Genomic DNA, 14,591 nt, shown 5'->3' with positions numbered 1-14,591 from the left:
CATGGGACGAGTCACGGAACGACGCAAGGTGCTCCGCATCCGGGACGGGGCCGTCTCCACCCGGCCGGACACCCTCGTCGCCGAGGAGCCCCTGGAGATCCGGCTGAACGGCAAACCCCTCGCGATCACCATGCGGACGCCGGGGGACGACTTCGCGCTCGCCGCCGGGTTCCTGGTCAGCGAGGGGGTACTGGGCTCGGCGGCGGAGCTGCAGAACATCGTGTACTGCGCGGGCGCGACCGCGGACGGCTCGAACACCTACAACGTGGTGGACGTGAAGACGTCCCAGGGCGTGCTGATCCCGGAGATCACCCTGGAGCGGAACGTCTACACGACCTCGTCCTGCGGCCTGTGCGGCAAGGCCAGCCTGGACGCCGTCCGCACCACCGCCCGCTGGCCCATCGCCGACACTCCCCCGGTCCGCGTCGAACCCGAGCTGCTGGCGAGCCTCCCCGACCGGCTGCGCGCCTCTCAGCGGGTCTTCGACCGGACCGGGGGGCTGCACGCGGCGGCCCTGTTCACCGAGGACGGCGAGCTGCTCGACATACGGGAGGACGTCGGCCGGCACAACGCGGTCGACAAGCTGGTCGGCCGCGCCCTCCAGAACGGCGACCTGCCGCTGTCCCGCACCCTCCTGCTGGTGTCGGGGCGGGCCTCCTTCGAGCTGGCGCAGAAGGCGGTCATGGCCGGGATCCCGGTCCTGGCGGCGGTCTCGGCGCCGTCGTCCCTCGCGGTGGACCTGGCCGCGGAGACGGGGCTGACCCTGGTGGGCTTCCTGCGGGGCAACTCCATGAACGTGTACGCGGGCGAGGACCGGATCGCCCTGCGGGCCGCGGCCACCCAGGGCTGAACGGTCCCCCGCGACACGGCAGCGGGACCCTGCCGGCGGGGAGCGCCCCCTGCGCCGCAGGGTCCCGCTGGTACGTGGACCGCCGGCGTCAGCCGGTGAACCTCACCTCCGCCGCCCGCACGACCGTGCCCAGGCGGGGGAAGTCCAGCCGGATCGACGCCTCGTGCTCGGCCGCGGTGAAGGCCGTCATCGCGTCCTCCACGAAGACGAGCTCGTAGCCGAGGTCACCGGCCGCGCGGGCCGTGGACTCCACGCCCAGGTTGGTGGCGATGCCGCCGAACACCAGGGTGGTGATGTTCCGCTCGCCGAGCCGGTCGTGCAGGCCCGTGCCCTGGAAGCCGCCGATGGTGCGCTTCACGACCTCCAGATCACCCTCCCGCGCCAGGCCCGCCGCCAGGGCGCTGCCAGGGGGCTGCTCGGCCGCCTGGGGGCGCTCCACCCGGATCAGCACCACCGCCGCGCCCGCCGCCCGACAGGCGGCCGCCAGCTCGCCGCAGGTGGCGAGCACGTCCGTGCCCTTGCGGGGTTCAAGGGGCAGCGCGACGATGCGGTCCATCAGGTCGACCAGGACCAGAGCCGTGCGCATGGGATCGAGTGCGAGAGGTGCGGTCATGACGGAACGTTATCCCTCGTCAGCCCTCCGTACCGGAGAACCCGATCAACGGGCCCGTGGACGCGGCGCGTTCGGACGCCCCATGGACCAGCCGCGCGCAGGCCACTAACGTCCCGGAGCGTGCCCGACGACGCACGAGCACGACAGCGCACGGGAACCGGGATCGGTCTGCTGCTGGCCCTGGTTCTCGGCGCCGTGCTGCTCACCGCCCTCCCGGGGGACGACGGGACGGACGGCGCCTGCGCGGCCCGTACGGTCCGTTCCTGGTCGACCGACGAGCGGCTGACCTCGGAGTTCGCCCGCTACGGCGACGACGCCTCGCGCACCGACGACTGGACCGGCGGCGACGGCACCCACTCGGTACGGCTGCCGGACGGACGGGTGCTGTGGCTGTTCTCGGACACCTATCTGGGGCAGGTGTACGGGCCGCCCAACCCGGTCGGCGAGTCCTACGCCTGGCGGGACACCTCGGCGCCGATGGTGCGCAACTCGGCCGTGGTGATGCGGGACGGGCGGCTGGAGAGCACCCTGCCCGCTCCCCTGTTCGCCGATCCGGCGCCGGGGCAGTGGCGCTGGCCGGTCGCGGCCCGGGTGGAGCCCCGTCGGCCCGGCTCCCCGGAAAAGGTGCTGCGGGTGGTGCTGTGGGTGCGGACGGCGGGGCAGACGCCCTGGATCTACGGGGTGCCCACGGCCACCGAGGTCGCCACGCTCTCGCTGCCCGATCTGCGGGTCGAGTCCACGGTCAAGGTGTTCGACCAGCAGCTCGTCACGGATCCGTCCCGGCGGGTGCTGTTCGGCACGACGCTGGTGGAGCAGGACGGGTGGACGTACGTCTACGGCGGTGACGACCGCCGGGCCGTGTCCCGTCCCGCCTCGCGGGCCTATGTGGCCCGGGTGCCGGAGGGCGGGCTCGCCGATCCGGCCGCCTGGGAGTACTGGGACGGACGGGAGTGGGCGGCCGGAGTCCGGCCGCGCGCGGTGCTCGGGGACGGGCGGCGCACGGGCGTGGGCAGCGCCTTCTCGGTGGTGCGCGACGGGCCGACGTACGTGCTGTTCACGATGGCGGCGGGTGGGGACGGGCTGACGACCGTGACCTCCTACTGGGCCTGCTCGCCGACCGGGCCCTGGCACGGGCCGACGAAGGACTTCAGCCCGTCCCTGCCGCAGGGACAGGTGGCCGCGTACAACCCCCAGACCCATCCGGAGCTGAGCGAGGACGGGCGGGTGGTCCTCAGCTACGACGTCAACTGGCTGGAGACCACCGGCGCCGCGGCCAACCTCAGCCGGAACGTGTCCCTGTACCGACCGCGATTCGTGACTCTGCGACTGGGGCCTGGGGGGTGAGCTCCTTGTCCTGGGAGCGCCGCTTGGCGATCACCGCGCAGACCATGAGCTGCATCTGGTGGAAGAGCATCAGGGGCAGCACGGCGAGGGAGGCGTGCGTGCCGAAGAGGACGCTCGCCATGGGGAGCCCGGCGGCCAGGGACTTCTTGGAGCCCGCGAACTGGATGGCGATCCGGTCCTCACGGTTGAAGCGCAGCGCCTTCGCGCCGTACCAGGTCAGCAGCAGCATGACGGCGAGGATCACGGCCTCTACGGCCAGCAGTCCGCCGAGCCTGGCGGGGCTGACCTGGCTCCAGACACCCGCGACCATGCCCTCGCTGAAGGCTGCGTAGACGACCAGCAGGATCGACCCGCGGTCGACGAGGCCGAGGAACTTCTTGTGCCGGAGGATGAACCCGCCGATCCAGCGCCTCAATAGCTGACCGGCCAGGAACGGCACGAGGAGCTGGAGCACGATCTTCAGCAGCGAGTCGGCCGAGAAGCCGCCGCCATTACCGCCGAGCAGGCTCGCCGCGAGGAGCGGGGTGGCGACGATGCCGAACAGGGAGGAGAAGGAGCCCGCGCAGATCGCGGCGGGCACGTTGCCGCGGGCGATCGAGGTGAACGCGATCGACGACTGGACGGTCGAGGGCACCAGGGTGAGGAAGAGCAGGCCCTGGTAGAGCGGGTCCGTCAGCAGGACCGGGACCGTGCCCCGGGCGGCCAGGCCGAGCAGCGGGAAGAGGACGAAGGTGCAGGCCAGGACGGTGAGGTGGAGGCGCCAGTGGCGCAGTCCGTCCAGCGCCTCACGGGTGGAGAGCCGGGCGCCGTAGAGGAAGAAGAGCAGGGCGATGGCGGCGGTGGCGGCGCCGTCGGCCACCTCGGCGCCCGTTCCGCGGGCCGGCAGCAGCGCGGCCAGGCCCACCGTCCCGAGCAGCAGCAGGATGTACGGGTCGATCGGCATCCGACGCGGCCAACGCAGGCGTTTCACTGTGCTCCACTACTTCGCTGTACGTCCGGTTCTCGGGCACGGTCGTGCCCTCTCCATCGTCCTCCGCACCCTCGCGATCGGGAATCCCGCACACCACTCTGACTGTCATCACGTTCCGCGATAACCTTCAGAGGTGTACGACCCCTCCCATCTGCGGACCTTCCTGGCGGTTTCCCAGACCCTGAGCTTCACTCAGGCCGCCCGGCGGCTGGGGCTGCGGCAGTCGACGGTCAGCCAGCATGTGCGGCGCCTGGAGGACGCGGCGGGCAGACAGCTGTTCGTGCGCGACACCCATTCCGTGGAGCTGACCGAGGACGGCGAGGCCATGCTCGGCTTCGCGCGCCGGATCCTGGAGGTCCATGAGCAGGCGACGGCCTTCTTCACCGGCACCCGGCTGCGCGGCCGGCTGCGCTTCGGCGCCTCGGAGGACTTCGTCCTGACCCGGCTGCCGGAGATCCTGGAGGGCTTCCGCTACGAGCACCCCGAGGTGGACCTGGAGCTGACCGTCGAGCTCTCGGGCACCCTGCACGAACAGCTGGCCGCCGGGAAGCTGGACCTCGTGCTCGCCAAGCGGCGCCCCGAGGACCCGCGGGGCGAGCCGGTCTGGCGCGACCGGCTGGTGTGGATCGGCGCGGAGCGGCTCCGTCTCGACGCGGACCGGCCGGTGCCGCTGATCGTCTATCCGCCGCCGGGCATCACCCGCGCCCTGGCCCTGGAGGCCCTGGAGCGGCAGGGCCGGGAGTGGCGGATCGTATGCACCAGCGGCAGCCTCAACGGGCTCATCGCGGCGGCCCGGGCGGGCCTCGGCGTGATGGCCCACTCCCGGGGCCTGATCCCACCGGGCCTGGTCCGGATGCCGGAGCGGTCGGGCCTGCCGGAGCTCGGCAGGGTGGACTTCGTCCTGGTCCACGGCCGACGCCGCCCGGCGGCCCAGGGCGCGGCGGACGCTCTCGCCGCGGCGATCCTCGCAGGCGGCGACCGGTTGCATCGCCGTCAGTCGGACGTACGGAGCCGCTGATCGGTCGTACAGATTCGGTGGAGATTACGGTGACGAACCTTACTCAACCGTCGGCTTTCTGTCCGACCCTTCCCCATGTGCGTGCATTTTCGGTGACGGTCCAGCGGCCGTCCGGACCTCGTTCGGTATTTCACCCCCTCCCGTCCTGCCGGAGCGTCGGGTAGCTTTCACGGCCAGCGCGGGGAGTCACCAGAGACGGGGCAAAGGAGCGGGGAGCCGGGTTTGCGCGAGTTCACCAACCCTCCGTTGGCGTTGGCACCGCCGGTGGGCGGACTGGCCGACGTGGTGTTCCAGCATGCCCAGGAGAACCCGGCGCACGTGGCACTCGGCCGCAAGGACGAGACGGGGCAGTGGCGGGACGTCACCTGCGCCGAGTTCCGCGACGAGGTGCTGGCCCTCGCCAAGGGGCTGCTCGCCCGGGGCATCCGGTTCGGCGACCGGGTCGCGATCATGTCCCCCACCCGCTACGAGTGGACCCTCTTCGACTTCGCCCTGTGGACCATCGGCGCCCAGGTGGTGCCGGTCTACCCGACCTCCTCGGCCGAGCAGTGCTTCTGGATGCTCTACGACGCCGAGGTGACCGCGGCGATCGTCGAGCACGAGGACCACGCGATGACCATCGCCACCGTCATCGACCGGCTGCCGTACCTGCGAGAGCTGTGGCAGCTCGACGCCGGATGCGTCCAGGAGCTGTACGACGCGGGCGCCCACCTCGACGACGAGGTGGTGCACCGGCACCGCCAGGCGGTCACCCCGGACTCGGTCGCGACCGTCATCTACACCTCCGGCACCACCGGCCGCCCCAAGGGCTGTGTCATCACGCACGGCAACTTCATGTTCGAGGCGGACACCGTCATCGAGCGCTGGGAGCCGGTGTTCCACTCCAAGAAGGGCGACGAGGCGGCGACCCTGCTCTTCCTGCCGCTCGCGCATGTCTTCGGCCGGATGGTGCAGGTCGCCGCGATCCGGGGCGGGGTCCGCTTCGGCCATCAGCCGCAGATGAACGCGGCCGCGCTGCTGCCGGACCTCGCCGCGTTCAGGCCGACCTTCTTCCTCGCCGTGCCGTACATCTTCGAGAAGGTCTTCAACGCCGCCCGGCGCAAGGCCGAGAAGGAGGGCCGGGCCGGCGCCTTCGAGAAGGCCGTCGACGTGGCCGTGAAGTACGCGGACGCCATGGAGGCCAAGGCCTGGGGCATCGGACCCGGCCCGTCGGCGGGCCTGCGGATGCAGCACCAGCTCTTCGACAAGCTCGTCTACGGCAAGATGCGCGCCGCGATGGGCGGCCGGATCCGGCACGCCATGTCCGGCGGCTCGGCGATGGACCGCAAGCTCGGCCTGTTCTTCGCGGGCGCGGGCGTGCACATCTACGAGGGCTACGGGCTGACCGAGTCGACGGCGGCGGCCACCGCCAACCCGCCCGAGCTCACCCGCTACGGCACCGTCGGCCAGCCCATCCCCGGAATGACCGTGCACATCGCGGACGACGGCGAGATCTGGCTGAACGGCGGCAATGTCTTCCAGGGCTATCTGAACAACCCGAAGGCCACCGACGAGACCCTGCACGACGGCTGGCTGGCCACCGGCGACCTCGGAATGCTGGACGAGGACGGCTATCTCACCATCACCGGGCGCAAGAAGGAGATCCTGGTGACCTCGGGCGGCAAGAGCGTCTCGCCGGGGGTGCTGGAGGAGCGGGTAAGGGACCATCCGCTGGTCGCCCAGTGCATCGTCGTCGGCAATGACCGCCCGTACATCGCGGCCCTGGTCACGCTGGAGCAGGAGGCCGTGGAGCACTGGCTGAGCATGCGGGACAAGCCGCTGATGAGCCCGGCCCAGCTGGTGACGGACGCCGATCTGGAGGCGGAGGTTCGGCGGGCGGTGGTCGCCGCCAACACCCTCGTCTCCCAGGCCGAGTCGATCCGTACGTTCCGGATCCTCGCCCAGCCGTTCACCGAGGAGCACGGCCTGCTCACCCCGTCGCTGAAGCTGAAGCGCAAGGCGATCGAGAAGGCCTACGCGGGCGAGGTCGAGGCGCTGTACACGGCCTGAGCCGGGCGGCGGGTCACACGAGTTGGTAGCCGCGCAGATTGCCGAGCAGCAGGTGGCAGTCCTGGAGCGAGCCCGAAGTGTCGCCCAGGGAGCGGTAGATACCCCACTTCGGGCGCACCCGGTCGGCGAGGAAGGTGTCCACGCCGGTCCGTGACCGGTCGATCAGCGTCGTGCCGCCCTGGCGCAGGATCCAGCGCACCGAGCCCGACGTGCCGTCGCCGACCTTGATCTGGAAGTCGACGTCCGTCCAGGAGTTGTGCAGCGGCGCGAGCGGGGTGCGGCCGATGAGGAGGTTCGCGAGGTGCAGCTTGAGCTCGATGGTCTGCACACCGTCGACCCGGCGCAGCGACTGCACGACGATCGGCTCGGTGCCGGTGCCGGGCTGCTTCATCTGCATGATGTGCGTGAAGCTGGTCGTGGCCTTCAGCGAGCTCGGGATGTACATCGAGTACGTGAGCCGCCAGGTCTGTCCGGGCAGCCAGCGCAGAAAACTGCCGGACGAGGTGCGCAGACCGGTGACCTCCTGGCGCTGTCGGTCCGTGGAGGTGTCCCGGTCCACCATGTGCATGTTGAACCGCCAGTTGGCGCCCTCGGCGCGGATGTGCGGCTGTCCTCCGGGGTGCGAGTCGGCGCGGTCGTCCTCGATGGTCTCGAAGGCGCCGAGCCCGTCGGTGCTCGCCGACGGTGACCATTTCAGCTGCCAGGAGGCGGCCTGGGCCGGGGTGGCGGGCAGACCGACGGCGGCGGCGGTCGCACCGCCGAGGGCGGCGCCGAGCAGGGTCCTGCGTGTGGGGTTCATGACTGCTCCCTCATGGCATCGTGGGGTTCACACACGTGGACGCAGTTCACTATTACGTCCGCTGGTGCCATTAGAGAGTCCCGACATGACGGCCCACGGTCAATGGTCTGGACTGATTCACCGAACAGGAATGCATCACGGCCCGTGATCGTTGACGATATGAGTACCACCTGACGACAACCGTAAGGATCAAGAGCTCGTGAGCAGCAAGGTCCCCCCGATCATCCTCAACAACGGCGTCGAGATGCCCCAGCTGGGCTTCGGCGTCTGGCAGGTGCCGGACGACGAGGCGGAGCAGGCGGTCAGCACGGCGCTGGAGGCCGGGTACCGCAGCATCGACACAGCGGCGATCTACGGCAACGAGGAAGGCACCGGCAAGGCCATCGCCGCCTCCGGCATCCCCCGTGACGAGGTCTTCGTCACCACCAAGCTCTGGAACGCGGACCAGGGGTACGACTCCACCCTGCGCGCCTTCGACGCCTCGCTGGCCAAGCTGGGCCTCGACTACGTCGACCTGTACCTCATCCACTGGCCCCTGCCGTCCAAGGACAAGTACGTGGACAGCTACAAGGCCTTCGAGAAGCTGTACTCCGACGGCCGCGCCAAGGCGATCGGCGTGTCCAACTTCCTGCCCGAGCACCTGGAGCGGCTACTGGGCGAGACGTCGGTCGTCCCCGCGATCAACCAGATCGAGCTGCACCCGCATCTCCAGCAGCACGCCGCCCGTGACTTCCACGGGGCGCAGGGCATCGCCACCGAGGCCTGGTCGCCGCTGGGCCAGGGCAAGGGCCTGCTGGAGGTCCCGGCGATCGTGGCCATCGCCCAGAAGCACAACCGCACCCCGGCCCAGATCGTGCTGCGCTGGCACCTCCAGCTCGGCACCGTGGTCATCCCGAAGTCCGTCACCCCCTCCCGCATCCGGGAGAACATCGACGTCTTCGACTTCACCCTCGACACCGAGGACCTGGCCGCGATCAGCGCCCTCAACGAGGACCGCCGGATCGGCCCGAACCCGGCGACGTTCGACATCGTCTGAGACACCGTCACCGGTGGGCGGCCCGGCCGACGGGCCGCCCACGCACGTCAGTTGGGCTGCCCGATCGGGCGTATGACGACGGTGTTCACGTCGACTCCGTGCGGTTGCCGGATCGCCCAGACGATCGAGTCGGCGAGCTGGTCGGCGGTGAGCAGATGGCCGGGCGGCAGGCTGCCGTAGCTGTCCCAGAACGGCGTCTCCACCCGGCCGGGCGCGATCAGCGTCACGCCGACGCCCCAGTCGGTCACCTGGCGGCGGGTGTTCTCCGCGAGCCCGGTCAGGGCCCACTTGGTCGCGCCGTAGAGATTGCCCGGCCCGTGCACGAACCCGGCGACGCTGCCGACCAGCACGATCCGGCCCCGGGTCTCCTTCAGGGCGTCGATCGAGGCCCTGATGAGCAAGGCCGGTCCGAGGACGTTGGTGAGGATCATCTCCGGCCAGCCCGCCGGGTCCCCCTCGGCGACCGAGTCATGGGTGGCGATGCCCGCGTTGGCGACGACAGTGTCCAGACGGCCGAACTCCTTCAGCGTGGTCTCGACGGCGCCCTTGATCTGCTCGTAGTCCGAGGCGTCCCCGACGATCGTCAACAGGCCCTCGGGGTCCCCGAGTTCCTCGGCGAAGCCCCGCAGCCTCGCCTCGCCACGGCCGGTGACGGCCACCCGGTGCCCGGCGTCCAGCAGTTGCCGCGCGGCCGCGGCTCCGATGCCACTGCCGCCGCCGGTGATGAGCGCGACCGGAGAGTCGGTCATGGGTACCCCCTGTTTGTCGTTGAACACCGGGTCGGTGAACGACAGGGAGTCCATCAGTTGGAGCGCTCTCGAAGTCAAGCCTCGCCGCAGGTGGGGCGGTACCCGGCCGAGGGGAACCAGCGCCGCCACTGCGCCTCGGTCAGGCCACCGTCGGCCCGCTCGCACACGGTGGCCGCGGCCCGGTCCGGGCTCAACGGCACGAGCCGCTCGGCGAGATGCGCCGTGCCGACGCGCAGCGCGCCGTCACCGGAGGTGAAGCGCAGGGCGAGCGGCGGACCGTCCCCGACCGGAAGCACGGCGGGCGGCAGACTCGGCGTGGCCGTCTCCCAGACGTGCACGGATCCGTCGGGCGCGCCGACCGCGAGGAGCGAGCCGTCGGCGGAGAACGCCAGGGTCTCCTCGTGCACCGTGGAGCCCACCGCTCTCAGGACCGCGGTCCGGCGCCAGGTCCGCTTGTCCCACAGGGTGACCCGGCCCTGGCCATCGGCGACGGCGAGGGACCGGCCGTCTCGGCTGAAGGCGGCGGCGCGCAGGTAGTCCTCCCCTTGAACTCCCTTGATTCCGGGGCGTGGTTCGCCCGTCTCCGTGTCCACCAGCACGCCCTCCGCGGTGAGTGCGGTGCGACCGTCGGGGTCGCGGGCGAGGATCTCGGTGCCGGCGATTCTGTTACGCGGCACGCGCTCCGCCGCCCGGGAGTGCCAGGCGTCGTCCATGAGTCCGTGCAGCGAGAGGGTGCGTACGACGCTGGTCCGGCCGCCCTCCCGGTAGCGCAGGACGTCCTGGGCCGGGTCGAGCCTGATGTCACCGATCGTCCGACCTGCGACGGGGTAGGTCAGGAGAGGTTCGCGCGGGGCGTCGTCCGCCGGGTCCGGCAGGTCCGTACGCCACAGGGTGAAGGTGTCCAAGCCCCAGGCCAGGGCGTAGGGGCCGGCGAACTCGACCTGGATGGCGCCGGCCGCGATCGGCAGCCGGGGGCGTTCCCGACCGGCCCGGAAGTCCCAGGTGACGATCCCTTCGGAAGTGCCGGAGGCCACAGCCCGGCCGTCGGGGGTGAAGGTGAGATCCTCCCCTTGGCACAGCGCCCGTTCGGTCGCCTCCGGGATGTCCCCGGTGACCAGGCGGCCCTTGCCGGTGTCGAGCACCCGCAGCCCTGTTGCGTCCCGCGCGCACCAGGCGATATGCCGGTCGCCGCTGCTCAGCACGGGCAGGGCTCCATCGTCGTTGCCGCGGTCGTACCGCATGAGCATCCGCTCCCGGCGTACGTCCCACACCTCCAGGGTGGCCCGTCCGTCGTCCGCGTCGCGATTGAGCCGCCGTAGAAGGAGCGTTTCGCCGCCGGCGCCGAACGCGACGTCGGTGTCGGTCCAGGGGCCGGTCGGCAGCCGGTGCGTGCTGCCGTCCGCGAGCCCGGCGACCACCAGGCCGTTCCGGCTGCCGGGGGTGCGGTAGGCGATGCGGCGGCCGTCGTCGCTGACGTCGGTCACGCCTTCGGAGAGCCCGTCGAGCCGCACCGACCTCAGCTGCCGGTGGCTCGGCACATCCCACTGAACAGCCTTGTCCCGCACGACCGTTGTCAGGATCCGGCCGTCCCGGCTCAGCCAGGCGGGGGCGTTGAGGACGCGGCCGCCCTCCTCGGGCTGGACGAAGGCGTCCTGTTCGCTCTGGGCCGCGGCCGTGCGCAGGGCGGTGCGGGTCTCGGGCAGGTCGGCGGTGCGCCAGGCGGCGAGGGCGAGCCGCATCGCGGTGCGCGGCTCGGTGTTCCGCAGAGTGTCGACGAGTCCGGCGGCCCGGCGGGCCTCGGCCTCGTCGCGCTGCCGGGAGCTGACCCCGCTCTGCCGCCAGGCGGCCACCCCGGCGACCACGGCCAGGCAGAGCAGCACCGCGAGGGCGCCGGTCAGCGCGCGCAGCCTGCGGGCCGCCCGGGTCGCGGCGCGCCGGGCGCCCTCGTGGGCGACGACACTGGCGGCAAGGAAGTCCCGTTCCCCTCGGCTGAGTTCGGCCCCGTCCCCCTCGCCGAAGGTCTCGCGTGCCTCCGTCAGCCGTATCCCCCGGTACAGCGCGCCCGCGTCACGGTCCAACTCGGTCCAGGCGTGGGCGGCTTCCGTGAGTCCGCGGTGCAGGCGGAGGCGTTCGCGGTCCTCCTCGACCCAGCCGCGCAGCCGGGGCCAGGCGCCGATCAGGGCCTCGTGGGCCAGCTCCACGGTGTCGCCGTCGACGGTCAACAGGCGCTCACCGACCAGGCGTTCGAGCACGTCGGTGGTGGTGGCGTCGGCGTCCAGCTCGGTGCGGGTGATCGGGCGCCGGGTGTCCTCGGTGCCGTCGCCGGGCTGGACCAGGCGCAGCAGCAGGGCCCGGGCCGCGGCGGCCTCGGCGGGGGTGCAGCGGGCGTAGGCGGCCTCGGCGGTGTGGGCGACGGCGCCGTGGACTCCGCCGATGGCCTCGTAGGCGGCGAGGGTGAGGGCCTTGCCGGAGCGGCGGCGCCAGACCTCGCGCAGGGCGTGCGCCATCAGGGGCAGCCCGCCCGGCTCTCCGGTGACGTCGGCGACGATCCGCGCCGTCAGGGCGCGTTCGACGACCAGTCGGCGGGCGGCGGCGGGCCGGACCACGGCCTCGCGCAGCCCGCGCGGTGACATCGGCCCGACCAGCAGCGCCGCGTCCCGCAGGGCCTCGGCGAGCGGACCGTGCTCGGCGCAGCGGCCGTAGAAGTCGGCGCGGACGGCGATCACCACGCGCAGTCGCGAGGCGGGGTCGGTGGCGGTCAGCAACCGGCCGAGGAAGCGGTCGCGTTCACCGGGCTCGGCGCAGAGGGTGAACAGTTCCTCGAACTGGTCGACGACGAGGAGGGTGTCGCCGGGCCCGTCGTGCGGGGTGAACAACTCCTCGTGCGCCTTCGCGGGATGGGGCCCCGGGGTGAGCAACCGGATGACGGCGGGCCGGTGTTCGACGGGGTCGACCGTCCGCAGCGCCGGAATCAGACCCGCCCTCAGCAACGACGACTTGCCGCTGCCCGACGCTCCGACGACCGCCGCGAACCGGGTGCGGGCGGTGAGGCGCAGGAGTTCGGCGATCAGGTCGTCCCGGCCGTGGAAGTGGTCGCCGTCGCCGGTGCCGAAGCGGGCCAGGCCCGGATAGGGGCCGCCGCCGTCCTCGGGGTCGTCCGGGACCCGGGTCTCGGCGAGCGCCTCCCGCAGCCGCCTGGCCCACTCCTCGGGGTCGCCGCCGCACGCGGTGACGTACGCCGTGAGCACCGCCGCCGACGGCAGCCGTTCACCGCCCGCCGCCGCGGCCAGGGTGGGCGCCGAGTAGCCCGCGCGCTCCGCCATCGCGCGGTAGGTCAGACCGCCCGTCTCGTCGCGCAGCTTGCGCAGTTCGTACGCGAACCGCTGGACCGGCCCCTCCCCGGGGTCCAGTGGTTTCTCCCGACGTCCCATCCGCGTCTCCCCGTTCGCCCACCGTCAAGCTAACCACCGGCCCCCGGCGAATTGTTGGGCACCGCGGATCGGGGCTGCCCAACAACGCCCTGACGTCTGGACTCGACGGTGCACGCCTCTCCCCTCACGCACCGGAGCCGGCCATCGCCACCGCACATGTACCCGAGCCCGTCCTCCTGCCCGGCCGGCGCCCACGCGTCCGCGTCGGCCGTCCCGCGCCGCACGTCTCCGCCGCCGCGGTCCTGCTGCCGGTCGCCCTCAGCCTCGCCCTCGGCCTGTGGGGCGTCGGACGCGGCGGCAGCCTGTGGCGGGACGAGGCGGTGACGTACGACATGGCACAGCGCTCGCTGCCCGACCTCGCGGGGACGCTGGCGCAGGCCGACGCCGTGCACGGCCTGTACTACCTGCTGCTGCACGGCCTGTTCGAGGTCTCCGGCGGCCTGGACCCACTGCTCGTCATCCGGCTGCCCTCGGTGCTGGCGGCGGCCGCGGCGAGCGGTCTCGTGGCGCTGCTCGGGCACCGGCTGGCCGGAGCCCGCGCCGGGCTGCTCGCCGGGATCGCGTTCGCGCTGTTGCCGCCGGTGCAGCGGTACGCGCAGGAGGGCCGCAGCTACGCGCTGGTGTGCGCGCTGGTCGCCTGGGCCTCGTATCTGCTGCTCGGCGCGGTGCGCTCGGGGCGCCGCCGGGCCTGGGCCGGGTACGCCGCGGTGCTGCTGTCGGCCTGTCTGCTGCACGAGTTCGCTGTGCTGGCGGCGCTCGCGCATCTGGTGGCGCTGCCCAGGCCCGCCCGGCGGGCCGGGCTGGCGGCGATCTGCGCGGTCGGCGCCGGGCTGACCCCGCTGGCCGTCCTGAGCATGGGCCAGTCGGAGCAGGTCGGCTGGATCGGCGGGCCGGGGGCGGGGGCGCTGCTCGGCTTCGCCGGGGTGGCGCTGCTCGGGACCGGCTGCGCCGTACTCGCCAAGGGCCCGCTGCCCCGGCTCGCGCTGCCCCTGCTGGTGCTGCCCGCCCTCACGCTGCTGCTGCTCTCCCCGCTGAAGCCGCTGTACGTGGACCGTTACGTCCTCTACGGCCACCTGGGGACGGCCCTGCTGATCGGTGCCGCCCTCGACCGGCTGCTCCGGGCGCGGGCCGTACCGGTGCTGATCGCGACGGGGGTCGCCACAGTGGCTGCTGTGGCCGCGCTGGTGCCGACGACCCTGGATCTACGCACGCCCGAGAGCCGCACCGACGATGTCACCGCCATCGCTCAGGCCGTACGGGAGACGAACGCCGACGCGATCGTGTTCATGCCGTCCCGGCGCCGGGTGTGGACCCTGACCGACCCATCCTCCCTGCACGGCATGCGGGACCTCGCCCTGGAGCGGTCTCCGGCCGACTCGCGCACGCTGTACGGCACCGAGGTGCCCGCGGCCGAGATCCGCGCCCGGCTGCTCGCGACGGACCGGGTCGTGGCGCTGCGCGATCCCGCCGGGCAGCCGGTCGACCGGACCGCCCAGGAGATCACCAAGCGCCGGGTGCTCGACCGGCACTTCGTGGAGTGCGGCACCCGCACCCTCCAGGGGGCGCGGATCACTGTGCACGCCCGGCCGGGAAGCTGCTAGGCCCTGTCGTTTGGATCAGTCCGGCGTCGCGGGCCCTGGCACACACTCCCCCAGAAGGGGACCCCCAGCCGCGTTGTCGTCGGTTGCCGACGCTCCGCGTCGCCGCCCTCCTCCGCCTTGCAGCTGCACGC

Annotated in this window: 11 protein-coding genes; 6 read left to right on the top strand and 5 right to left on the bottom strand. The window is 72.3% G+C overall.

Annotated features, from left to right (window positions below; genetic code table 11):
* Position 1: 1 nt before the first annotated feature.
* The gene (fdhD, locus tag STRCI_RS33360) at positions 2–850 is read left to right on the top strand and encodes a formate dehydrogenase accessory sulfurtransferase FdhD (protein WP_269662683.1); all 849 of its coding nucleotides are present in this window, start codon (positions 2–4) and stop codon (positions 848–850) included.
* An 88-nt stretch (positions 851–938) separates the two neighbouring features.
* Here the strand turns inward: fdhD and STRCI_RS33355 are convergent, their stop codons facing one another.
* Positions 939–1,463 (bottom strand): isochorismatase family protein, encoded by a 525-nt coding sequence (locus tag STRCI_RS33355; RefSeq protein ID WP_269662682.1) that lies wholly within the window; start codon positions 1,461–1,463, stop codon positions 939–941.
* A 120-nt stretch (positions 1,464–1,583) separates the two neighbouring features.
* Between STRCI_RS33355 and STRCI_RS33350 the strand changes: the two genes are divergently transcribed.
* On the top strand, positions 1,584–2,807 hold the full coding sequence (locus tag STRCI_RS33350) for a DUF4185 domain-containing protein (protein ID WP_269662681.1): 1,224 nt from the start codon (positions 1,584–1,586) through the stop codon (positions 2,805–2,807).
* Here the strand turns inward: STRCI_RS33350 and STRCI_RS33345 are convergent.
* Positions 2,743–3,750 (bottom strand): bile acid:sodium symporter family protein, encoded by a 1,008-nt coding sequence (locus tag STRCI_RS33345; protein ID WP_269662680.1) that lies wholly within the window; start codon positions 3,748–3,750, stop codon positions 2,743–2,745. The two genes, STRCI_RS33350 and STRCI_RS33345, sit on opposite strands and share 65 nt — an antisense overlap.
* Before the next feature lie 160 nt (positions 3,751–3,910).
* On the opposite strand from STRCI_RS33345, the gene STRCI_RS33340 reads away from it, so the two are divergent.
* Together STRCI_RS33340 and STRCI_RS33335 are read left to right on the top strand one after the other, a co-directional pair.
* Positions 3,911–4,795, top strand: coding sequence for a LysR substrate-binding domain-containing protein (locus STRCI_RS33340; RefSeq protein ID WP_269662679.1), 885 nt, complete (start codon positions 3,911–3,913; stop codon positions 4,793–4,795).
* 222 nt (positions 4,796–5,017) lie between these two features.
* Positions 5,018–6,844, top strand: a complete 1,827-nt coding sequence (locus STRCI_RS33335) for an AMP-dependent synthetase/ligase (protein WP_269662678.1) — start codon at positions 5,018–5,020, stop codon at positions 6,842–6,844.
* Between the two features lie 13 nt (positions 6,845–6,857).
* Here the strand turns inward: STRCI_RS33335 and STRCI_RS33330 are convergent, their stop codons facing one another.
* Positions 6,858–7,643, bottom strand: coding sequence for a Tat pathway signal sequence domain protein (locus STRCI_RS33330; RefSeq protein WP_269662677.1), 786 nt, complete (start codon positions 7,641–7,643; stop codon positions 6,858–6,860).
* 199 nt (positions 7,644–7,842) lie between these two features.
* Between STRCI_RS33330 and STRCI_RS33325 the strand changes: the two genes are divergently transcribed.
* A complete protein-coding gene (locus tag STRCI_RS33325; protein ID WP_269662676.1) occupies positions 7,843–8,679 on the top strand; it encodes an aldo/keto reductase in 837 nt (278 codons plus the stop codon).
* Between the two features lie 47 nt (positions 8,680–8,726).
* Here the strand turns inward: STRCI_RS33325 and STRCI_RS33320 are convergent, their stop codons facing one another.
* Positions 8,727–9,428, bottom strand: coding sequence for an SDR family oxidoreductase (locus STRCI_RS33320; protein WP_269662675.1), 702 nt, complete (start codon positions 9,426–9,428; stop codon positions 8,727–8,729).
* Between the two features lie 74 nt (positions 9,429–9,502).
* Positions 9,503–12,859, bottom strand: coding sequence for an nSTAND1 domain-containing NTPase (locus tag STRCI_RS33315; protein ID WP_269662674.1), 3,357 nt, complete (start codon positions 12,857–12,859; stop codon positions 9,503–9,505).
* Between STRCI_RS33315 and STRCI_RS33310 the strand changes: the two genes are divergently transcribed.
* Positions 12,838–14,460 carry a glycosyltransferase family 39 protein gene (locus tag STRCI_RS33310; protein ID WP_269662673.1) on the top strand — a complete coding sequence of 541 codons (1,623 nt, stop codon included), beginning with the start codon at positions 12,838–12,840 and terminating at the stop codon, positions 14,458–14,460. The genes STRCI_RS33315 and STRCI_RS33310 overlap by 22 nt on opposite strands.
* The last annotated feature ends 131 nt before the right edge of the window (positions 14,461–14,591 follow it).

Origin of the sequence: Streptomyces cinnabarinus (assembly GCF_027270315.1) — a bacterium.
GTDB classification, from domain to species: domain Bacteria; phylum Actinomycetota; class Actinomycetes; order Streptomycetales; family Streptomycetaceae; genus Streptomyces; species Streptomyces cinnabarinus.
Note: the sequence above shows the minus strand (reverse complement) of the source record. Positions and strands in the feature narration are given on the sequence as shown.

Bases quoted from the DNA above. Each gene is read 5' to 3' on its own strand.
- STRCI_RS33315 (WP_269662674.1), bottom strand. From the start codon at position 12,859: ATGGGACGTCGGGAGAAACCACTGGACCCCGGGGAGGGGCCGGTCCAG.
- STRCI_RS33330 (WP_269662677.1), bottom strand. From the start codon at position 7,643: ATGAACCCCACACGCAGGACCCTGCTCGGCGCCGCCCTCGGCGGTGCG.
- fdhD (WP_269662683.1), top strand. From the start codon at position 2: ATGGGACGAGTCACGGAACGACGCAAGGTGCTCCGCATCCGGGACGGG.
- STRCI_RS33355 (WP_269662682.1), bottom strand. From the start codon at position 1,463: ATGACCGCACCTCTCGCACTCGATCCCATGCGCACGGCTCTGGTCCTG.
- STRCI_RS33345 (WP_269662680.1), bottom strand. From the start codon at position 3,750: ATGCCGATCGACCCGTACATCCTGCTGCTGCTCGGGACGGTGGGCCTG.
- STRCI_RS33320 (WP_269662675.1), bottom strand. From the start codon at position 9,428: ATGACCGACTCTCCGGTCGCGCTCATCACCGGCGGCGGCAGTGGCATC.